Genomic DNA, 20,360 nt, shown 5'->3' with positions numbered 1-20,360 from the left:
TCGCTCTCACGCCGGACCCGTCCCGCCCGCGGAGGTGCCCGCCATGGTTAGCGCGGGCCTGCTGGACGCGACGGCACAGGGGCTGATAACCGGCGCCGTGATCGCCGGCGGGGCGCTGGGGCTCTCGCTGATCTACGACATCGCGGAGGTCCCGAACTTCGCCCACGGCGACATGATCACCGTCGGCGCGTACCTCGCGCTCGTCTTCAACAACCCCGCGGCGATCCCGTTCCTCCCGGCGTTCGGCTCCGTGCCGCTCCCGCTCGCCGCGGTCCTCGGAGTCGCGCTGGCGGGCGGCCTCGGCGCCGCGTACGAGCTGGCGATCTTCCGGAAGTTCCGACGCAGGGACGCGGACCTGATCACGATGGTGATCGTCTCGCTCGGGCTCGCGCTCGTGCTGCGGAACGCCGTGCTGTTCCTCGTCGGGTCGAAGAACATCCAGTATCAGACGCAGAGCGTCGTCACGACCGACTTCGACTTCCTGCTCACGCGGGGCGGCGTCACCGTCGTCACGACCCAGCGGCGGGCCGGCGAGCTCGTCACGACCGGCGAGTGGGGGTACCCGTGGTGGCTCGTCGTCGCCGGGCTGCTCGCCGCCGTCGCCGTCGGCTACGCGACCTTCGCGCTCTCCAGCGAGGACGACGACTTCACCGCGGTCCACCTCGTCCCGCCGCGGATCCTGGCCGCCGCCGGGAGCGTCGCCACCCTCCTCGTCGTCGGCGCGGTCGTCCGACTCGGCCCGCAGGGGACCGATTACCTCCTCGGCACCCGCGTCGGCCTGAACGTCAAGCACGTCACGATACTGGCGGTGGTCGTCGCGGCGATGTTCGTCCTGAACGTGCTTCTGAAGACGACCGACCTCGGCCGCGCGATGCGGGCGACCGCGGACAACACGGACCTCGCGGAGGTCCGCGGCGTCGACGCCGACAGGGTGCAGCTCGTCGTCTGGGTCGTCGCCGCGATGCTCGCCGCGCTCGCCGGGATCCTCACCGGATGGTTCGCGACGAACCTCACGCCGAACATGGGGTTCGCGCTCCTGCTGCCGATCTTCGCGGCCGTGATCCTCGGCGGGATCTCCTCCCCGTACGGGGCCGTCGCCGGCGCGATGATCATCGGCCTGAGCATGGACGTCGGCGTCTACCTGCTGCCGGCCGGCTCCTCGACGTACCGGGTGGCGATCGCGTTCGTCATCCTGATCGGCGTCCTGCTCGTCAGACCCGAGGGCATCTGGGGTGACGTCTGATGGCGGTCGCCGACTTCCTCATCACGCTCCTGACGTTCGTCGCGATCTACGGCCTGTTCGGCATCGGGCTGAACCTCAAGTTCGGGTTCACCGGCCTCATCGACTTCGGCCACGTCGCGTACTTCATGATCGGCGCCTACGTGACCGTGGTCCTGACGATGCCCGCCGGCCCCGCCGGATACGCCGGGATCGGCGGGTTCGCGCTCCCGGAGCTGTTCGGCGCGCTCGGCCCGCTCGGCGGCTTCCTCGGCTGGGCGCTCGGCGTGCTCGGCGGGATGGCCGCGGCGGCGCTCGTCTCGCTCGCGGTCGGGGTCCCCACGCTGCGGCTCCGCGAGGACTACCTCGCGATCACCGCGCTCGGGATCGCCACAATCCTCACGACCGTCGTGAACGACGAGGAGTGGCTGTTCAACGGCCCGTTCGGCATCAACACCGTTCACGCGCCGCTCCGCGACGTCTTCCCCGTCGGCCTCGGCGAGTTCACGCTGAACATGGCCGTCTTCGGCGCCCTGTCGCTCGCCGCGTTCGCCCTCTTCGGGTACTGGCTCGCGGGGGCGTTCCGACGACGGGGTCGCCGCGGGAGGCTCGTCCTCGCCGTCCTCGTCCCGCTCGTCGCTGTCTGGTACTTCGTCCTCCCGACGCTCGACGGCGGCACGGTCGCGCTCACCCGGAACGCGCTCTGGCTGTTCGACCCGACGGCCGGTCCGGAGGGCGGGATGGATTACGACCGGTTCGTCCTCCTGCTGTCGGTCGCGGCGCTCGCCGGGGGGTACTGGCTCGTGGAACGGACGATCAACAGCCCGTACGGCAGGGTCCTGCGAGCGGTCCGCGAGGACGAGGACGTCCCCAGGGCGCTCGGCAAGGAGACGTTCCGGTACAAGATCCAGGCGCTGATGCTCGGGTCGGCGCTCGCGGGGGCCGCGGGGGCGCTGTGGGCGGTCAACATCGGGTTCATCGCCCCGGACCAGTTCGCCGCGACGATCACGTTCTACGCCTTCACCGCCGTCATCGTCGGCGGCACCGCCAACAACAAGGGCGTGATCCTGGGCACCGCGTTCTTCTGGGGCGTCCGCAACGGGACGCGGTTCATCGACGTCCCGTCGCAGTACTCAATCCAGCTCGCGGCGGCCCGGCTCATGCTGATCGGCGTCGTGCTGATGGTTATCCTGTACTACCGCCCCGAGGGGCTCCTCGGCGAACAGGAGTACGACGTCCCGCTCCCGTCGTGGGACGCCTCCGGAGGGACCGACGATGACTGAAGGGAACACACCGACACCGACGACCGACGCGACGCCGACGGAGAGCCCGGCGGTCGGAGACGACCGCGACCCGATCCTCCGGGTCGAGAACCTCACTAAACGGTTCGGCGGCATCACCGCGCTCGACGGGGTCGATCTGACCGTCGATCCCGGGATCACCGGCCTCATCGGTCCGAACGGGGCCGGGAAGACGACCCTCTTCGACTGTCTCACGGGCTTTCACGAGCCGGACCAGGGCCGGGTCCGGCTCTACGACGCGGACGTCACCGGCGACGGGCCGCCGGCGGTCGCACAGCAGGGCATGGTCCGGACCTTCCAGATCCCCCGCGAACTGGCGGAGATGACCGTGTTCGAGAACCTGTTGCTCGCTCCGATGCACCAGCACGGCGAGCGGCTCCGCGGCGCGTGGACCCGGGGCGACCGGTTCGCCGAGGAGGAGCTGGCGGTCCGAGACCGCGCCCGCGAGATCGCCGCGTTCTTCGAGATCGACCACCTCCTCGACGAGCCCGCCGGCAGCCTCTCGGGCGGCCAGCGGAAGCTCCTCGAAATCGCCCGCGTGCTGCTGACCGATCCGGACATCGTGCTCCTCGACGAGCCGCTCGCCGGCGTGAATCCGACCCTCGAACGGAAGATCCTGGGTCGGATCGAGGATCTCGTCGACGACGGCTACTCGTTCCTCCTCATCGAACACGACATCGACCTCATCATGGACAACTGCGAGCGCGTGATCGTCATGCACCGGGGCGAGGTCCTGACGACGGGGTCCCCGGCGGACGTGCAATCGGACGAGCGCGTGATCGAGGCGTACCTCGGGGGTGACGACGTGTGACGGTGTTGGAACTCGACGGGCTGGACGCCGGCTACGGCGACCTGCAGATCCTCTCGGACGTCGACCTGACCGTCGACGACGGCGAGTACGTGACGATCGTCGGGCCGAACGGCGCGGGGAAGTCCACGGCGATGAAGGCCGTCCTCGGGCTGGTGACTCACATGGGCGGGTCGATCACGCTCAACGGGGAGTCCGTCGAGGGGATGGACACCAACGCGATCATCGAGCGCGGCGTGAGCTACGTGCCCCAGAGCGACAACCTGTTCCCGTCGATGACGGTCCGGGAGAACCTCCTCATGGGCGCGTTCAGCCTGCCGGAGGTCCCCGAGGACCGACTGGAGGACGTGCTCGACCGGTTCCCGATCCTGCGGGAGCGACAGCGGCAGCGCGCCGGGACGATGAGCGGAGGCCAACAGCAGATGCTCGCGATGGGGTCGGCGCTGATGGTCGATCCGGACGTCCTGCTGCTGGACGAGCCCTCCGCGGGGCTGGCTCCCGAGCTCGTCGAGGAGACGTTCGACCGGATCGACGAGATCAACGACGCCGGCACGGCCGTCCTCATGGTCGAGCAGAACGCGAAGCGAGCGCTGCGGCGCTGCGACCGCGGGTACGTCCTCGTCAACGGCGAGAACGCGTACGAGGGGCCGGGGACGGAGCTGCTGCACGACCCGGAGGTCCGCGAGCGGTTCCTCGGGGGGTGATCGGCGTCTCCTTCAGGACCGTCAGGAAAGCGGATGGGTTGGGGCGGATTCGAACCGCCGGCCTGCTCCGTGTGAAGGAGCCGTCATAACCTGGCTAGACCACCAACCCGCTCGTATCGAGGTACCCGACCTCCGGACTTAAGAGTTATCTTACGACGTTGCAACCGGAACCCAACGACTTCGGCCAATTACCGGTCCGAGAACGCGTGTCTCCGACCCCACATCCGGTCCGTCCGCACGGGGGCTGTGTCCTCCCGCTCGCGCCGAATCGACACCATTTAAGCCGCTATCGGTCCCCGTTCGAGACGGATGAAACTACACGAACATCAGGCGAAGACCATCTTCGCGGACGCCGGGATCCCGGTGCCGGACTCCCGGCTCGCGACGACCGTCGAGGAGGCCCTCGACGCCGTCGACGAGATCGGCTACCCCGCGGCGATCAAAGCGCAGGTCCACGTGGGCGGCCGCGGCAAGGCCGGCGGCATCAAGATCGCGACCGACCGCGACGAGGCCGAGCGGTACGCCGAGGAGATCCTCGGGATGGACCTCAAGGGCTACACGGTCGACTCGGTGCTCGTCGAGGCCGGCGTCGACTTCGTGGACGAGCTGTACGTCGGCGTCACGATGGACCGCGGCGCGGGCGAGCCGGTCCTGATGGTGTCGACCGAGGGCGGCGTCAACATCGAGGAGGTTGCCGAGGAGACCCCCGATGCGATCGCGCGCGAGCACGTCGACCCCGCGTTCGGCCTCCACCCGTACCAGGCCCGGAAGGTCGTCTACGAGGCCGGCGTCGACGCCGACGTCGCGCTCGACGTCGCCTCGATCCTCTCGACGCTGTACGACCTCTACGAGTCGAACGACGCCTCCGAGATCGAGGTCAACCCCGTCATGATCACGGGCGACCGCGACGTCGTCGCGGCGGACGCCGTGATGAACATCGACGAGGACGCGCTGTTCCGCCAGCCCGACCTCGCGGAGATGGCCGAGGCGTCCTACGAGGACGACCTCGAACGCAAGGCCGGCGAGTACGGCTTCGACTACGTCCGCCTCTCGGGCAACGTCGGCATCATCGGGAACGGCGCCGGGCTCGTGATGACGACGCTCGACCTGGTCGACTACTACGGCGGCAAGCCCGCCAACTTCCTCGACATCGGCGGCGGCGCGAAGGCCGAGCGCGTCACGCAGGCGCTCGACATGGTCTTCTCCGACCCCAACGTCGACAGCGTCGTCTTCAACATCTTCGGCGGGATCACCCGCGGCGACGAGGTCGCCAAGGGGATCAACGAGGCGCTCGCGGAGTTCGACGAGATCCCGAAGCCGGTCGTCGTCCGGCTCGCCGGGACCAACGCCGAGGAGGGGATGGAGATCTTGAACACCGACCTGATCGAGGTCGAGGAGACGCTGGAGGCGGCGGTCCAGCGTGCGGTGAAGAACGCCGAGGAGGTGACCCAATGAGCATTTTCGTCGACGACGACACCAGGGTGGTAGTCCAGGGGATCACCGGCGGGGAAGGGAAGTTCCACGCCGGCCAGATGATCGAGTACGGCACGAACGTCGTCGCCGGCGCGGTGCCCGGCAAGGGCGGCCAGGAGGTCGCCGGCGTCCCCGTCTACGACACGGTCGACGAAGCCGTGGAGGCCGAAGACGCCGACGCGTCCGTCATCTTCGTTCCGCCGGCGTTCGCGGGCGACGCGATCTTCGAGGCGCTCGACACCGACCTCGACCTCGCCGTCGCGATCACCGAGGGGATCCCGACCCAGGACATGGCGAAGGTGAACAAGCGCCTTTCGGAGACCGACACGCGGCTGCTCGGCCCGAACTGCCCGGGGATCATCACGCCCGGCGAGGCGAAGCTCGGCATCCTGCCCGGCAACATCTTCGCCGACGGCAACGTGGGGCTCGTCTCCCGCTCCGGCACCCTCACCTACCAGGTCGTCGACAACCTCACCGAGCGCGGCATCGGGCAGACGACCGCCATCGGCATCGGCGGCGACCCGATCATCGGGACCTCGTTCGTCGACGCGCTAGAGGCGTTCGAGGCCGACCCGGAGACCGACGCGGTCGTGATGTGCGGCGAGATCGGCGGGGAGGACGAGGAGCAGGCCGCGAGGTTCATCGGCGAGCACATGGACACGCCGGTCACGGGCTTCATCGCCGGGCGCACGGCGCCGCCGGGCAAGCGGATGGGCCACGCGGGCGCCATCGTCTCCGGCTCCGGCACGGGCACCGCGCAGTCGAAGATCGACGCGCTCAACGACGCGGGCGTCCCCGTCGGCGACACCCCCGAAGAGGTCGCCGACCACGTCGAGGACTTCCTGTAGTCGGCGACCCCCGGGGCGTCGGGATGCCCGAGAGGGACCGACGCCGCCTCGCTCCGACCCGGGGCGTTCCGGTTCTCAGTCCTGGTCATCGGAGCGTAAGGTAAAATTACCGGTGGCGTGACGGGCACCCATGGACACCGCTTCCGGGGACGCCGACTCGGGGGGCGCCGGCGACTCCCCCGAGGCCGACGCCTTCCGCGGATCCGATCCGGCCGGCGGCGGTTCCCGACGGGTGCTCTTCGTCGACGACGAGCCCGGCGCCGCCGACCTCGCGGCGACCCACGTCGAGCGGCTGGTCGAGGGGATCGAGACGGTCACGTTCACCGCCCCCGACGAGGCGCTCGCGGCGGTCGAGACGGACCGCGTCGACTGCGTCGTCAGCGACTTCGACATGCCCGGCAGCGACGGGCTCGAACTGCTCACCGACGTCCGCGCGGTCGACCCCGGGATCCCGTTCGTGCTGTTCACGGGGAAGGGGTCCGAGGAGATCGCCAGCGAGGCGATCTCCGCGGGCGTGACGGACTACCTCCAGAAGGGCGCCGGCCGGGACCGGTACGAGATGCTCGCGAACAGCGTCGCGAACGCGCTGGAGCGACGCCGGGCCGAGCGGGACCTCCGCGAGGTGAACGCGAAGGTGACCGCGCTCCACGAGTTCGCGACGGACGTCGCCGCCTGCGACCGCGTCGACGACGTGTTCGAGCGGACCGTCGCCGCCGCGGAGGGCGTCCTGGAGTTCGACCGGTGCGTCACGGCCCGCCGCGAGGGGGACCTGCTCGTCCCCGCGGCGCTCTCGGAGAGCGTCACCGACGACGAGGTCCGGGCGTTCGAGGTCGGCGAGGGGGTCGTCGGCACCACGGCGGCCGAGGGGCGGACGATGGTCGTCGACAACGTCAGCGTCGACCCCGCCGACCCGGACCAGTTGGAGGACCCGGAGAACTGCGACCGCCCGGGCGCGGGTCCCTCCGGCGACTCCGACCGCCTCGGCGACCCCGACCGACTCGACGGCTCTGACCCCTTCGACGGCTCTGACCCCTTCGACGGCTCTGACCCCTTCGACGGCTCTGACCCCTTCGACGGCTCCGACCCCTTCGACGGCTCCGACCCTCTCGACGACCCCGACCGGGCCGACGGGAGCGCGGTCGCCGACCCGGTCGCCGACGACGTCCGGTCGGCGATCAGCGTCCCGATCGGATCGTACGGCGTGGTACAGGCCGTCTCGGACGGATACGCCGCATTCGACGACGGCGACATCGAGTTCGCGGAGCTGCTGGCCGCCCACGCGGCCGACGCGATCGACCAGATCGAGACGGAGAACGCCCTGCGGGCCGAGCGCGACCGGCTGACGGCGCTGTTCGACGACCTCCCGCTGCCGGCCGCGAGGACGGTCGCGCTCGGCGACGGCGAGCGTCGCCTCGACGCCACGAACGAGGCGTTCGAGCGGACGTTCGGCTACTCGACGGCCGACCACGGCTACCGCGAGATCCGCGAGGGGATCGTTCTGGAGGACGCCGACCCCCCCGATCCCGAGGCGATCCTCGACGCGGAGGAGACGCCCCGCCTCGAAGTGCGCCGCCGCACGACCGACGGGATCAGGGACTTCATCCTGCACGTGATCCCCGTGCGACGCCCGGAGGAGACGGTCGTCTACAGCGTCTACGCCGACATCGGCGAGCAGAAGCGGGTCGAGCGGACGCTCCGCCGCCTCCACGAGACGACCCGCGAGATGTTCCGCGGCGAGGACCGCGAGGAGATCGCCGAGCTCGCGACGCGGGCCGCGATCGACATCCTCGAGTTCCCGAGCAGCGGCGTCCGGCTGTACGACCCCGACGCGGGGAAGCTGCTGCCGACCGCCATCAGCGAGGAGGCGACCGCCGCGCTGGGCGAGCGCCCCGCGTTCGGCCCGGGCGACGGTCGGATATGGGAGGCGTTCGAGACCGGCGAGCCGATCCGCGTCGACGACCTCGACGACGTCGACACCCCGGTCGGCTACGGCGACCACCGGAGCCTGCTCGTCGTCCCGCTCGGCGACCACGGGGTGATGCCGCTCGGCTCGCGCGAACCGGGGTTCTTCGACGACACGGCGACGCAGCTGGCGCGGGTGTTGGCGGCCAACGTCACCGTGGCGCTCGACGGCGCCGAGCGCACGGCGCAGCTCCGGGACCGCGACGACGCGCTCCAGCGCGAGATCGACCGACTGGAGAAGTTCGCCGGGCTCGTCTCCCACGACCTGCGGAGCCCGCTCAACGTCGCGGCCGGCCGGCTCGAACTCGTGCGGGAGTCCGTCGACGACCCGGACGCGCTCGACGAGATCGACCGCGTCGGCGACGCCCACGACCGGATGAGCCAGCTCATCGACGACCTCCTGGCGCTGGCGCGGCAGGGCCGGACCGTCGACGACCTCGAGTCGGTCGACCTCCCCGAGGCGGCGGCGACCGCGTGGCGCACCGTCGACACCGCCGGCGCGGCGCTCGACGCGCCCGACGGTTCCGTCGCGGTCGACGCCGACCCGGAGCGCCTGCGGACGCTCCTGGAGAACCTGTTCGCGAACAGCGTGGAGCACGGTTCCACTAGCAGTCGGGCGGTACCCGACGACAGCGTGGAGCACGGCTCCACTGACAGCCGGACGAAGTCCGGCGACAGCGTGGAACACGGTTCCACTGGCAGTCGGGCGGAGCCCGACGACGACGCGGCCGACGCCGGCCGCGAAGTCACCGTCACGGTCGGCGCGCTCCCGGACGGGTTCTTCGTCGCGGACGACGGGGACGGGTTCGACGTCGACCCCGAGGAGGCGCTCGAATACGGGACCTCGAACGACCCGCGCGGCACCGGGTTCGGGCTCGCGATCGTCCGCGAGATCGCGGCCGCGCACGGCTGGACGCTCACGATCGACGACGCGGACGGGGCGCGGTTCGAGTTCCGCACGGACGACTGACGGCCCGTCGCGACGACGTGGTATATAAAATAACGGGGAGCTGTGCGGTGCGGGTACACACCCGGGCCACGGTTATGCCCGACTCGCCCGTGTAGACGAGGTATGGACGACAGTGCCCGCGAGCTGCTCGAGCCGCTCCCGCCGAGCGCCAAACTGGTCTACTACGTCCTCGACGAGGAGGGCCGGTTCGACCAGACCGGGCTCGCCGAGGAGACGCGCCTCTCCACCAGAACCGTCCGCTTCGCGGTCGAGAAGCTCACCGAGGTCGGGCTCGTCGAGGAGGGGCTCTGTCCCCGCGACGCCCGCCGGTCGGTGTACGCCCCGGTCCCCGAGTCGGAGCGCTCGGGCGACGCCGAGCCCGAGGCCGCCTCGGAGCCCGACGCCGAGGCCCCCACGGCGGCCGCGGTCGCCGAGGACTGACGGCGGTCGCCGTCGACCTGGCCGGATCCGCTCCTTTTACATCCGATCCGCTCCCGGCCCGCCCCCGATCCGTCGCGCTTTTGCCCGCGGGACCGGTAGTGGGCCCACTCGATGGCGACGTATCACATCGAAACCTACGGCTGCAGTTCGAACCGGGGTGAGAGCCGGGAGATAGAGCGCGCGCTCCGCGACGGCGGCCACCGCCCGGCGGACGGCCCGGAGGACGCCGACGTCGCCATCCTCAACACCTGCACGGTCGTCGAGAAGACGGAGCGGAACATGCTCCGGCGCGCCGAGGAGCTCCAGGAGACGGCGGCCGACCTCGTCGTCACCGGCTGCATGGCGCTCGCGCAGGGCGAGGCCTTCGAGGAGGCCGGGATCGACGCCGAGATCCTCCACTGGGACGAGGTGCCGACGTACGCGCTCAACGGCGAGTGCCCGACGACCACGCCCGACGCCGAGCCCGTCCTCGACGGCGTCGTCGGGCTCCTCCCCATCGCTCGCGGCTGCATGAGCAACTGCTCGTACTGCATCACGAAGTTCGCGACCGGGCGGGTCGACTCCCCGCCGGTCGAGGAGAACGTCGAGAAGGCCCGCGCGCTGGTCCACGCCGGCGCGAAGGAGATCCGCGTCACGGGACAGGACACCGGCGTCTACGGCTGGGACGACGGGGATCGGAAGCTCCCCGAACTGCTCGACCGCATCTGCGACATCGACGGCGAGTTCCGGGTCCGGCTCGGGATGGCGAACCCCGGCGGCATCCACGGGATCCACGAGGAGCTGGCCGACGTGTTCGCCGCGAACGAGGAGCTGTACGACTTCATCCACGCGCCGGTCCAGTCCGGCTCCGACGACGTGCTCGAAGACATGCGCCGACAGCACCGCGTCGAGAAGTTCCGCGAGGTCGTCGCGACGTTCGACGACCGGCTCGACCACTGGACGCTCTCGACCGACTTCATCGTCGGCTTCCCCACCGAGGACGAGACCGACCACGAGCGGTCGATGGACCTGCTCGCCGAGGTCCGCCCGGAGAAGATCAACGTCACGCGCTTCTCGAAGCGCCCCGGCACCGACGCCGCCGACATGAAGGGACTCGGCGGCACAGTGAAAAAGGAGCGCTCGAAGGCGATGTCCGAGCTGAAGATGGAGGTCGTCGGCGAGGCGTACGAGTCGATGGTCGGCGAGACGTTCGAGGTGCTCGTCGTTGAGGAGGGCACCGGCGACTCCGTGAAGTGCCGCGACTCCGCGTACCGCCAGATCATCGTGCGGAACGCGACCGAACGCGGGGTCGACGTGGGCGACTTCCTGGACGTCGAGGTGACCGGCCACAACACCGTCTACGCGTTCGGCGATCCGGTCGACGAGGCGGGGTCCGGCCCCGCCGGCGTCGAGGACGCGGGAGCGGTCCTGGGCGACGACTGACCGAGCGACAAGCGAACGGAGCCCCCGCCGAACGCGCCGCTCACGTCTCCGCGTAGATCATCTCGATCTCGTCGGCGAACCGGTCGAGGATGTTCCGCCGCTTCTTCTTCATCGTCGGCGTGAGCAGGTCGTTCGCCTCCGTGAACTCCTCCTCGACGAGCCGGAAGCGCTTGATCCGCTCGTACGGCTCGAACCCCTCGTTGACGCGGTCGACCTCCGCCCGTATCCGTCCGCGGACCCGCTCGTCGCGGCAGACTGCCTTCCGATCGTCGGGGAGGTCGACGCCCCGCGCGTCCGCCCACGCCGCCACCCGCTCGAAGTTCGGGACGATGAGCGCGGAGATGAACTTCCGGCCGTCGCCGAGCACGACGCACCCCTCGACGAACTCGTTCGCGGCGAACCGGTCCTCGATCGGCCCCGGCGCGACGTTCTTCCCGGTCGAGAGCACGAGCAGCTGCTTAGCGCGCTCGCGGAAGGCGACGTACCCGTCCGGACGGAGCCGGACGACGTCGCCAGTGCGGAACCACGGCGCGTCCGGGTCGCCGCCGCGCTCCTCCGGCGGCGTGCCCGCGAGGGCGACCCCCTCGGGAAGCCGGTCGGGCTCGGTGAACGCCTCGGCGGTCGCCTCCGGCCGCTCCCAGTAGCCGTCGGTCACCTGCGGGCCGCGCGCGAGCAGCTCGCCCGTCTCGCCCGCGAGGTCGGCGGTCGCCTCGCCGACGACCGTCCCGTCGACCGCGATCTCGGTGTCGGCGACCGGCGGACCGATGGTGCCGACCTTCGGCGCCTCCGGGGGATTGACGCTGATGACGGGCGAGGTCTCCGTGAGCCCGTACCCCTCCAGTATCGGGAGGTCCATGGCGTGGTACAGCGCGCACAGCTCGGCGGACAGCGACCCGCCGCCCGAGATGAAGAAGTCGACGTTCCCGCCGAGCGCCTCCCGGACCGACGAGAACACCAGCCGGTCGGCGACCGCGCGCTTCGCGTCGAGCAGGGCGCCCGGGTCGTCGGCCTCGTGGTGGGCTCGCCCGACCGCGACCGCCCACTCGAAGACCCGCTCTTTCACCGCCGACTCGCCCGCCTGCTCGCGGATCGCGTCGTACAGCTTCTCGTAGACGCGCGGGACGCTCGTGGTCGTCGTCGGCCGCACCAGCCCGAAGTCCTCGCGGAGCGTGTCCGGGCTCTCGGCGTACCCGACCGTCGCGCCCGCCGCGAACATCATGTAGTGGCCGGCCAGCCGCTCGAAGACGTGCGCGAGCGGGAGGAAGGATAGCGTCGTCGACTCGGCGGAGATCCCCGGCACGCCGGGGTCGCGGTCCGGGCGGTCCGCGAACCGTCGGTAACACTGGGTGACGTTGGCTCGGAAGTTCGCGTGAGTGAGCCGGACGCCCTTCGGCCTCCCGGTCGTCCCGGAGGTGTAGATGAGGCTCGCGAGGTCGTCGACGTCGGTCGAATTAAGCCACCCCTCGTAGGCCGCCTCGTCGAACGCGTCGGCGCCGAGCGCGTGGAGCTCGCCGAGGGTGTACACGTCGTCGGCGCCGAGGGCGGTATCGACATCGTCGCCGTCGCCGCCGAAGTCGACCTCCCCTACGTCGACGTCGTCGAACGAGACGACCGCGTCGAGGTCGCGCGAGAGCTCGCCGGCGACGGCGAGCACCTCGTCGAGGAGCTCGCGGTCCCCGACGACGACGACCGTCGCGCCGGGGTCCTCCAGCAGGTACCGGACCTGGTCCGACGACGAGGAGGCGTAGACGGTCGTCACGACCGCGCCCGCGGCCAGCGCCGCGAAGTCGGTCTGGGCCCACTCCATCCGCGTCTCCGCGTAGAGGGCGACCCGGGTGCCGCCGTCGACGCCGAGCTCGCGGAACCCCGCGGCGAGCCGGCGGACGAGACCGCGCATCTCGGCGTAGGTGACGTCGGCGTACTCGCCGTTGAGCGCGGCCGGGAGGACACCCTCCGCGACCAGCGACCGGTCGTAGGGTCCGCCCTTATACCGCTGAGCGGTCCGGTCGGCGTTGCGCTCGGCGGACCGCTCGAAGGTGCGCGGAAGCGTCTCGCGGGCGACGACCTCGTCCGCGAACGCCCGCTCCGCCTCCCGCCAGTGCATACCCCTCCGACCCGCCGGAACGGTATAAACGGTCTGGTCGTTTCGAATTTACGTCGGGGTGCCGGAACGCGAGGGTTTAATCCCGGGAGGGGGCGAGGGACCCCTGTGGACCCCGACCGGATCCCCGCCGAGTTCCCCGCCCCGAGCTTCCGCGGCGCGCAGGAGCGCGCGCTCGCGGACATCCGCGACGCGTTCGCCGCCGGCAACGACGTGGTGCTGGTGCGCGCGCCGACGGGCAGCGGGAAGTCGCTGCTCGCGCGAGCGGTGATGGGCGCGGCGGCGACGGTCGACGAGACGGCGCCGAGCGAGGCGACGGGCGCCTACTACACGACGCCGCAGGTGTCGCAGATCGACGACGTGGAGGCCGACGACCTGCTCGACGACCTGGCGGTCATTCGGGGGAAGTCGAACTACGACTGCATCCTTCCGGGCGAGCACGACACGCCGGTGAACCGCGCGCCCTGCGCGCGGGAGCAGGGGTTCGACTGCTCCGTGAAACACCGGTGCCCGTACTTCTCCGACCGCGCGATCGCCTCCGGAAACCGCTACGCCGCATTGACGTTAGCCTACTTCATGCGCACCGCCGGCTCCGAGGTGTTCCGGAAGCGCGACGTCGTCGTGATCGACGAGGCGCACGGGCTCGCGGAGTGGGCGGAGATGTACGCGACGATCGAGCTCTCCCCCGAGCGCGTCCCCGTCTGGGACGACGTGAGCGTTCCCGACGTCGAGGCCGACGCCGGCCCGGAGGCGGACGCGCTCAACCGCACCGCCCGCTTCGTCGCCTCCCTCCGCGACGTCGCGAAGCGCGCGCGAGACGAGCTGACCGGGCGGCCCGAGCTCGACCGCGAGGAGGTCGCGCGCCGCGACCGCCTGCAGGAGCTGATCGGCGAGCTCGGCTGGTTCCTGGAGGACTACCGCGACCTCGACTCGCCGACGACGTGGGTCGTCGACCAGTCCGGCGGCGAGGGGTCGCCGCTCGCGATCAAGCCGCTGGACCCGGCCCGCTACCTCCGCCACACGGTGTGGGACCGCGGGAACCGCTTCGCGCTGCTGTCCGCCACCATCCTCTCGAAGGAGGCGTTCTGCCGCGGGATCGGCCTCGACCCCGCCGACGTCGCGCTCGTCGACGTCCCCCACACGTTCCCGCTGGAACACCGCCCGCTGTACGACGTGACGCGGGGGTCGATGACATACGAGGACCGCGACGAGACGGTGCCGGAGATCGCCCGCCTGATCGTCCGGCTGATGGCCGAACACCCGGACGAGAAGGGACTGATCCACGCCCACTCGTACGACATCGCCGGGCGGATCACCGAGCTGCTGGGCGAGTTCGGCGTCGCCGCGCGGGTCAGGCGGCACGGCCGGGAGAACCGGGACGCCGAGCTGTCGGCGTGGAAGGCGAGCGACGACCCGGAGGTGTTCGTCTCCGTGAAGATGGAGGAGGCGCTGGACCTGAACGGCGATCTGTGCCGCTGGCAGGTGGTGTGTAAGGCCCCGTACCGCAACACGAACGACTCCCGCGTCGCCCGCCGGCTCGCCGACGACCAGTGGGCGTGGTACCACCGGACCGCGCTCCGGACCGTGATACAGGCGTGCGGCCGCGTCGTTCGGTCGCCGGACGACCACGGCGCGACGTACCTCGCGGACGACTCCCTGCTGGACCTCTTCGACCGGGCGCGGGCCGACACGCCGCCGTGGTTCCGCGACCAGATCGACGCGATGACGACGCCCGACCTCCCCGACTTCGACCCCGCCGCCGCGCTCGCCGGGATCGACGCCGACCCGTCCGGTCCCTCGCGGGCGGGACGGGAGCACGCGGGTAGTGCCGGGACCGCCTCGGGGCGCGGCGGCTCCGCTTCCGGGGGATCCGGGGACACGGCGAACAGCGGGACGGAGACGACGAGTGCGAGCCTCGGGACCGGAGCCGGCGGCGACGCCGACGGGACGCGGACGCGCTCAGAGACCGACGCCGACCGGCGCGAGGACCACCCGCTCTCCGACGTCTGGGGCGACAGCTGAATCGGTGCGGCGGTCGCGTCGCGGTTCGCTCGCGGCGTCTCGCGAGGCGACGCGCCGGCCGCGTCACAGAGGCGGCGCCTACAGCACCGAGATGCCCCAGGCGGCCATGGAGCTCACCATGAGGAACGCGAAGAACAGCGCGAAGATCTGTTGTCTGTCCATACCCCTCCTGCGCCACAGAGCGACATAATTCCTGCGGGCCGTCGTCGGTAGTGGTTATACGCCACCGATCTGATCGTCCGTCAATATATATCGTATAAGGTGTATCAGGAACCTCAATCAATTAGTAACCTTCATAAACCTTCACGGGCCTATCGTAGGTATGGCAACGAAGGGCCTCCGGAGCGCGCTGACGCTGTACGGTGCGAGAACGCTGACACTCTCCCAGGCGGCCGCGCAGGCGGGGCTTGGCGAGGCCGAGTTCGTCGACCAGCTGGAGCGCCGCGGCATCGACGTGACCGACGCCGAGCGCGCCGCCGCGCTCGGAGAGGAGCGGTCCGTCCACGCCGACTGATCGGAAGCGACGCGCGGAGTCGCGGGGTTTGACCGTTCGGATCTGATTTTCTGCCGTTTCACAGCGCTATCCTCGTCGGGACGTCGGTCACCGAACGTCGCTCCTCGATCGAGAGCGGGGTACGCGCGTCGGCACGGTTGCTCGGTCGTTTAGACGCCGGATCGGGGTGTCGCGGTCGGTAATTTATAAGCGGTCGGCGGCTCCGCGGCGAACACCGCCAAAAGCCCCAGCCGCTCGGCTGTACGTTATTGCTGATCCTGCGGCGAACACCGCCAAAAGCCCCCGCCTCCCGGCTGCCCCTTCGATTCCCGCTCGACCGCCCCGCACCGCAGCCTCGCACCTCCCCAGCCTCGCCGCGGTCGCCGACGGCGACCGCGGGCTCCCTCGCGCGGTGCTGCTCGCGGGCCGATGGCCCGCTCGCAGGCACGCGCCACCGCACCGTATCTCCATAACTCGATGTCGCAGTCGCTCGGGGGTCTACATACCGGTGCACCGCGGACGGGCTACTCTTCGGGGACGAGGTGCACCTCGCCCTCGTGTTCGAACGCGAGGACGCTGTCGGCCTCGCCGTCGACGAACTCGGGGTTCGGCACCGTCTTCGCCTCGTAGGTGACCGGGTCGAGCACCTGGATCGCGTTCTCGTCTTCCACCGTCACCACCGTCGTCTCCGCGGCGTCGTCCCGAGTCCCGAGCCGGGCCGCGTCGGGCGCCGCCCCGTCCGCGAACTCGGAGGCGTACTCGGCGCCCGTGGCGAGGCGGACGCCCTGCAGGCGCCCGGAGACGCCCGTGACCAAGACGGGACCGTCGCCGTCCTCGGGGTCGATGATCTCGCCCTCTGCGTACCGGGGGAGCCGGACCGCGAACGTCACGCGGTACACCTCGTTGCCGTCGCCGTCCTCGGTGACGAGCGTCGGGTACGACTCGAAGCTCCCGCCGAGCGCGTCGGTGATCCGCGTCGCGACGTTCTGCGCGAGCCGGTTCGAGGAGAGCTTGATATCGGGGCCGTCGTCGGTCTCGTTCACCTCCGTGACGAACGCCTCGCGGTCGCCGTCGGCCTCCTGGGCCGCGACGTACGACTCGGCGATGTCGAGCGCCTCGACGCGCTCTGCGGGCGTCAGGTCGCGCTCGTCCGCGCGCACCTGCACGGTGCCGGCGTAGTAGCCGCCGGCGATCCGCCCGCAGCGGTCGCAGGTCCCCCGCGATATCTTCACCGGGACCGTGACCTCCGCGGACCGGAGCGTCCCGCGGACGACGCCCGAGAACCGGCAGTGCATCCGGACGTTGTTCTCGTCGACCTGCTCGGGCTCGACGCCCCACTCGACGTCCGTGGCGTCGACGTGGACGCCGAGCGCCTCCGCGACCTCGTCGACGGCGACGTCGGTGTAGTCGCGCGCGCCGACGTCGCGCCACGACTCGCCGCGCCGGACCGCGCCGCAGCCGGAACAGACCAGCACCTCGATCCGGTCGGGCGCGTCGACGAGGTCGAAGTCCTCGAAGTAGCAGTCGTCGCAAAGCAGCGCGTCCCGTCCGCGCGGCTCGCCGGGGAGCGGCTCGCGCCGCTCCGGGACCGAACCGCCGCACCGCGGACAGAACTCCCGCGACTCGCTCATTGCCGACCGCTACGCCGAGGAGGCGTTTAAGCGACGCGGACCGGCGGCGATCCCCGGATCGTCGCCGCCACTCGGACCGGTCGCCGTCGCGCGAGCGCCGCCGACCCCTCCGAAATCGTTTTTCGCGCGGACCGTGAAGGGGCTCGTATGAGCGAGAACCCCGACGACGAACGGCTGGAGGAACTGCGAGAGAAGAAGATGGAGGAGCTCCGCGAGCGCCAGCAGGGCGGCGGCGACGCCGAGGCCCAGCGCGAGGCGCAGGAGCGCGCCGACGCCCAGCAGGAGGCCGTGCTCAAGCAGTACCTCACGGACGGCGCGCGCCAGCGGCTCAACGCGGTCGCGATGTCGAAGCCGGAGTTCGGCGAGAAGGTGAAACAGCAGGTCGCGGCGCTCGCGCAGAGCGGCCGGATCCAGGGACAGATCGACGAGGACCAGATGCGCGACCTCCTGAAGGAACTCCAGCCCGACCAGCAGAGCTTCGACATCCGGCGGCGATAGATGGAGCTCGCGCTGCTGTACAGCGGGGGGAAAGACTCCTCGCTCGCCGCCCACCTGCTCGACCGGTTCTACGACGTGCGCTGCGTCACCGGGAGCTTCGGCCTCACCGACGACTGGGAGCACGCCGAGCGGGCGGCCGCGGAGCTCGGGTTCCCCTTCGAGCGCGTCGAGCTCGACCCCGCGGTCGCCGAGGAGGCGGCGGAGACGATGCTCGCCGACGGCTACCCTCGAAACGGGATCCAGCGCGTCCACGAACACGCGCTGGAGGCGATCGCGGGGCGGGACGTCGACGCGATCGCCGACGGCACCCGCCGGGACGACCGGGTGCCGACGGTCTCGCGCGCACAGGCGCAGAGCCTAGAGGACCGCCACGGCGTCGACTACATCTCCCCGCTGTCGGGGTTCGGGCGCCACGCCGTCGACCGCCTCGTCGAGGCGACGTTCGACGTCCAGCAGGGCCCGAGCGAGGAGGTGCCGAAGGCCGACTACGAGGACGAGCTCCGGACCCTCATCGCCGAGGAGCACGGCGCGGCGGCCGTCGACGACGTGTTCCCGGCCCACGACCAGACGTACGTCCACGGCCGGAACGACTAGGGGGGCGTCCGCCCCGCAGTCGCTCGTTTACTCCCCGTCGTCCGTCTCTTCGTCGCCCTCGCCGACCTCGTCACTCTCGTCTGCCGCCGCGACCTCCTCGGCGACCGCCTCGAACGCCGCGAGGATGACCCGTTTGCAGGCCTGTCCCTCGGTCGTCCAGTGCTGGGCGTAGTCGAGCATGTCGTCGTAGATCTCCGGCTTGCAGCCGGCGGCCTGCGGGTGGCCGCCGCCGTTCACCTTCCCGGCGACCTCGTGCGCGTGTTTGAACCCTTCCGAGCCGCGGATCGACGCCGAGCCGGCCGGCTTGACGATCACCGCGGCGTCGGCGCCGGCCTCGCGGAGCGCCTCCGCGACCTCGTTCTGCGAGCAGCGCCCGTACGTCACCGCGACGCTCCACGCGCCGACGTCGTGGGTGACCGCGCGGGCGACGGCGGCGTCGATCCGGGCCTCCTTCTCCACGCGGCGGTCGGCGACGAACGCCTCGACGGTCTCTGGGGGGTCGGCGCCGTACGCGCCCACGACGGTCGCGTACTCCTCGCCGCCGGCCCAGTAGGAGTAGTCGGCGAGGTCGTCGGAGCGCGGGTCCTCCTTGATCCAGAGGTCGTGGTCGCGCGTCACGGCCGCCAGCTCGGTCCACCGGTCGTCGAAGTCGTGGTCCAGCGAGCGGAGCGCCACGTCGGCGGTGCACTCCTCGTCGGAGTCGCCGATCACGAGGTCGACGCCGAGCTCGCGGACCGCCGCCGCGGTCTCGTCGTCCCACTGGTGGTGGTCGAACCAGCGGATCGAGGCGGCCTCCTCGGCGAGCGCCTCCAGCGGCTCCGCGATCCACTCGTACTCGTCCGGGCAGAGGTCGCAGACGAACAGATCGATATCGTCGTCGGCGTACGCGAGCACGCGTTCGAGCGAGGTGTCGAGCGAGTACGGGCCGGCCGAGACCAGTCCGACCGGCGAGCGCGTGTGGGCGTCGGCGGTGGGGTCGTCCTCATCGCTCTCGTCGCCCTCGTCGCCCGTCGCCGCGTCGTCGTCGTCCTCACCGTCCGCCGCTCCCTCGTCGTCCGCCCCCTCCGCGAGCCGCGCCGCGATGGCCGCCTCGAAGTCGGCGACGTCGAGGGCGGCGTCGTACGCCTCCCGGACCATCGCCGCGCAGGCGAGGCCGTCGGCGTCGCCGTCGGCGATCACGACCGCCTCGCTCCCCTCGATCGCCTCCTTCGCCCGCCGCTCGGCGCGCTCCTCGTCCAGGGAGTCCGGGTAAAAAAAGCCCTTGCCGGGCAGCCGCGTGTACCGCGAGCGGGGGATCCCCGCCTCGTCGATGAGGTCGTCGTCCATATCGTCGACCCGAGCGGGAGCGGGAAAACTCCGCCGGTCGAACGCCTCGCTCCGGGTCGCGGGGCCTCAGATCGTCGTCCGTCGCGGGTCCTCGTCGGTGAGCTGGCGCACGGTGAGCACGGGGACGGGGCAGGTGCGCACGACGCGCTCCGCGACGGAGCCGATGAGGAACCGGTTCTCGCCGTGTCGCCCGCGCGTTCCCATCGCGACGACGTCGGCGTCGACGTCCTGTGCGTACCCCGAGATCTCGGCGGCCGGCCGCCCCTCGCGCACCTCGGCCGTCACGTCCAGTTCGGGGTCGCGCGCCGTCGCGGCGTCGGCGACCGCTTCGAGCGCCGCCTCGCCGTGGTCGTCGAGGGCGTCGCGGAGGTCCTCGCGGACCTCGTCGGGCGTGGACTCGACCTCGCCCTCGTCGACGACGTAGACGGCGTGGACCTCGGCGTCGAAGCGCGCGGCGACGTCGACCGCGACGTCGACCGCCCGGCGCACGCTCTCCGAGCCATCGGTCGCGACCACGATCGTATCGAACATACGACTCCGTTCGCCGAGGCGGTAATTAAAAACAGGC

The 20,360-nt window shown here is 71.0% G+C and carries 17 protein-coding genes and 1 tRNA gene; 13 read left to right on the top strand and 5 right to left on the bottom strand.

Annotation, left to right across the window (positions count from 1 at the left end; translation table 11 throughout):
- Window positions 1-43 precede the first annotated feature (43 nt).
- Genes NO900_RS03660 through NO900_RS03645 form a run of 4 tightly spaced genes read left to right on the top strand, consistent with a single transcriptional unit; the run spans window position 44 to window position 4,032 of the window.
- Entirely contained in the window at window positions 44-1,243 is a 1,200-nt protein-coding gene (locus NO900_RS03660) for a branched-chain amino acid ABC transporter permease (RefSeq protein WP_256407865.1), read from the top strand.
- A complete protein-coding gene (locus NO900_RS03655; protein WP_256407864.1) occupies window positions 1,243-2,502 on the top strand; it encodes a branched-chain amino acid ABC transporter permease in 1,260 nt (419 codons plus the stop codon). Before NO900_RS03660 ends, NO900_RS03655 begins: the two co-directional genes overlap by 1 nt.
- Window positions 2,495-3,331, top strand: coding sequence for an ABC transporter ATP-binding protein (locus tag NO900_RS03650; protein WP_256407863.1), 837 nt, complete (start codon window positions 2,495-2,497; stop codon window positions 3,329-3,331). Before NO900_RS03655 ends, NO900_RS03650 begins: the two co-directional genes overlap by 8 nt.
- Window positions 3,328-4,032 (top strand): ABC transporter ATP-binding protein, encoded by a 705-nt coding sequence (locus NO900_RS03645; protein ID WP_256407862.1) that lies wholly within the window; start codon window positions 3,328-3,330, stop codon window positions 4,030-4,032. The genes NO900_RS03650 and NO900_RS03645 overlap by 4 nt, the downstream gene beginning before the upstream one ends.
- 34 nt (window positions 4,033-4,066) lie before the next feature.
- Here NO900_RS03645 and NO900_RS03640 read toward each other — a convergent pair.
- Window positions 4,067-4,141 (bottom strand) — tRNA-Val (locus NO900_RS03640).
- Between the two features lie 200 nt (window positions 4,142-4,341).
- Here NO900_RS03640 and sucC point away from each other — a divergent pair.
- From sucC to NO900_RS03615, 5 genes are all read left to right on the top strand, one after another.
- On the top strand, window positions 4,342-5,487 hold the full coding sequence (gene sucC / locus NO900_RS03635) for an ADP-forming succinate--CoA ligase subunit beta (protein ID WP_256407861.1): 1,146 nt from the start codon (window positions 4,342-4,344) through the stop codon (window positions 5,485-5,487).
- Window positions 5,484-6,353: a succinate--CoA ligase subunit alpha gene (gene sucD, locus NO900_RS03630; RefSeq protein WP_256407860.1), complete on the top strand. Its 870-nt coding sequence runs from the start codon at window positions 5,484-5,486 to the stop codon at window positions 6,351-6,353. Before sucC ends, sucD begins: the two co-directional genes overlap by 4 nt.
- Window positions 6,354-6,483: 130 nt before the next feature.
- Window positions 6,484-9,285 carry a GAF domain-containing protein gene (locus tag NO900_RS03625; protein ID WP_256407859.1) on the top strand — a complete coding sequence of 934 codons (2,802 nt, stop codon included), beginning with the start codon at window positions 6,484-6,486 and terminating at the stop codon, window positions 9,283-9,285.
- A gap of 102 nt (window positions 9,286-9,387) precedes the next feature.
- On the top strand, window positions 9,388-9,705 hold the full coding sequence (locus NO900_RS03620; RefSeq protein WP_256407858.1) for a helix-turn-helix domain-containing protein: 318 nt from the start codon (window positions 9,388-9,390) through the stop codon (window positions 9,703-9,705).
- A gap of 111 nt (window positions 9,706-9,816) precedes the next feature.
- Entirely contained in the window at window positions 9,817-11,127 is a 1,311-nt protein-coding gene (locus tag NO900_RS03615; RefSeq protein WP_256407857.1) for a tRNA (N(6)-L-threonylcarbamoyladenosine(37)-C(2))-methylthiotransferase, read from the top strand.
- 40 nt (window positions 11,128-11,167) lie between these two features.
- Here the strand turns inward: NO900_RS03615 and NO900_RS03610 are convergent, their stop codons facing one another.
- A complete protein-coding gene (locus NO900_RS03610) occupies window positions 11,168-13,231 on the bottom strand; it encodes an AMP-dependent synthetase/ligase (RefSeq protein WP_256407856.1) in 2,064 nt (687 codons plus the stop codon).
- Window positions 13,232-13,336: 105 nt separating this feature from the next.
- Here NO900_RS03610 and NO900_RS03605 point away from each other — a divergent pair, with 105 nt between their 5' ends.
- Window positions 13,337-15,250: a helicase C-terminal domain-containing protein gene (locus NO900_RS03605; RefSeq protein WP_256407855.1), complete on the top strand. Its 1,914-nt coding sequence runs from the start codon at window positions 13,337-13,339 to the stop codon at window positions 15,248-15,250.
- A 322-nt stretch (window positions 15,251-15,572) separates the two neighbouring features.
- The gene (locus NO900_RS03600) at window positions 15,573-15,764 is read left to right on the top strand and encodes a DUF7317 family protein (RefSeq protein WP_256407854.1); all 192 of its coding nucleotides are present in this window, start codon (window positions 15,573-15,575) and stop codon (window positions 15,762-15,764) included.
- A 503-nt stretch (window positions 15,765-16,267) separates the two neighbouring features.
- Here the strand turns inward: NO900_RS03600 and NO900_RS03595 are convergent.
- Complete coding sequence (locus NO900_RS03595; RefSeq protein ID WP_256407853.1) at window positions 16,268-17,374, bottom strand: 60S ribosomal export protein NMD3; 1,107 nt, start codon at window positions 17,372-17,374, stop codon at window positions 16,268-16,270.
- 147 nt (window positions 17,375-17,521) lie between these two features.
- On the opposite strand from NO900_RS03595, the gene NO900_RS03590 reads away from it, so the two are divergent.
- On the top strand, window positions 17,522-17,872 hold the full coding sequence (locus NO900_RS03590; RefSeq protein ID WP_256407852.1) for a DNA-binding protein: 351 nt from the start codon (window positions 17,522-17,524) through the stop codon (window positions 17,870-17,872).
- The gene (locus tag NO900_RS03585) at window positions 17,873-18,466 is read left to right on the top strand and encodes a DUF7411 family protein (protein ID WP_256407851.1); all 594 of its coding nucleotides are present in this window, start codon (window positions 17,873-17,875) and stop codon (window positions 18,464-18,466) included. It abuts the gene before it with no gap.
- A gap of 27 nt (window positions 18,467-18,493) precedes the next feature.
- Here the strand turns inward: NO900_RS03585 and NO900_RS03580 are convergent, their stop codons facing one another.
- On the bottom strand, window positions 18,494-19,792 hold the full coding sequence (locus tag NO900_RS03580; protein WP_256407850.1) for a DHH family phosphoesterase: 1,299 nt from the start codon (window positions 19,790-19,792) through the stop codon (window positions 18,494-18,496).
- Between the two features lie 66 nt (window positions 19,793-19,858).
- The gene (locus tag NO900_RS03575; protein WP_256407849.1) at window positions 19,859-20,323 is read right to left on the bottom strand and encodes a universal stress protein; all 465 of its coding nucleotides are present in this window, start codon (window positions 20,321-20,323) and stop codon (window positions 19,859-19,861) included.
- Between the last annotated feature and the right edge of the window lie 37 nt (window positions 20,324-20,360).

It is taken from the genome of Halorubrum rutilum, assembly GCF_024494565.1.
Note: the sequence above shows the minus strand (reverse complement) of the source record. Positions and strands in the feature narration are given on the sequence as shown.

Bases quoted from the DNA above. Each gene is read 5' to 3' on its own strand.
- sucC (WP_256407861.1), top strand. From the start codon at position 4,342: ATGAAACTACACGAACATCAGGCGAAGACCATCTTCGCGGACGCCGGG.
- NO900_RS03585 (WP_256407851.1), top strand. From the start codon at position 17,873: ATGGAGCTCGCGCTGCTGTACAGCGGGGGGAAAGACTCCTCGCTCGCC.
- NO900_RS03655 (WP_256407864.1), top strand. From the start codon at position 1,243: ATGGCGGTCGCCGACTTCCTCATCACGCTCCTGACGTTCGTCGCGATC.
- NO900_RS03580 (WP_256407850.1), bottom strand. From the start codon at position 19,792: ATGGACGACGACCTCATCGACGAGGCGGGGATCCCCCGCTCGCGGTAC.
- NO900_RS03590 (WP_256407852.1), top strand. From the start codon at position 17,522: ATGAGCGAGAACCCCGACGACGAACGGCTGGAGGAACTGCGAGAGAAG.
- NO900_RS03600 (WP_256407854.1), top strand. From the start codon at position 15,573: ATGGCAACGAAGGGCCTCCGGAGCGCGCTGACGCTGTACGGTGCGAGA.
- NO900_RS03620 (WP_256407858.1), top strand. From the start codon at position 9,388: ATGGACGACAGTGCCCGCGAGCTGCTCGAGCCGCTCCCGCCGAGCGCC.
- NO900_RS03595 (WP_256407853.1), bottom strand. From the start codon at position 17,374: ATGAGCGAGTCGCGGGAGTTCTGTCCGCGGTGCGGCGGTTCGGTCCCG.
- sucD (WP_256407860.1), top strand. From the start codon at position 5,484: ATGAGCATTTTCGTCGACGACGACACCAGGGTGGTAGTCCAGGGGATC.
- NO900_RS03575 (WP_256407849.1), bottom strand. From the start codon at position 20,323: ATGTTCGATACGATCGTGGTCGCGACCGATGGCTCGGAGAGCGTGCGC.
- NO900_RS03660 (WP_256407865.1), top strand. From the start codon at position 44: ATGGTTAGCGCGGGCCTGCTGGACGCGACGGCACAGGGGCTGATAACC.
- NO900_RS03610 (WP_256407856.1), bottom strand. From the start codon at position 13,231: ATGCACTGGCGGGAGGCGGAGCGGGCGTTCGCGGACGAGGTCGTCGCC.
- NO900_RS03650 (WP_256407863.1), top strand. From the start codon at position 2,495: ATGACTGAAGGGAACACACCGACACCGACGACCGACGCGACGCCGACG.
- NO900_RS03615 (WP_256407857.1), top strand. From the start codon at position 9,817: ATGGCGACGTATCACATCGAAACCTACGGCTGCAGTTCGAACCGGGGT.
- NO900_RS03625 (WP_256407859.1), top strand. From the start codon at position 6,484: ATGGACACCGCTTCCGGGGACGCCGACTCGGGGGGCGCCGGCGACTCC.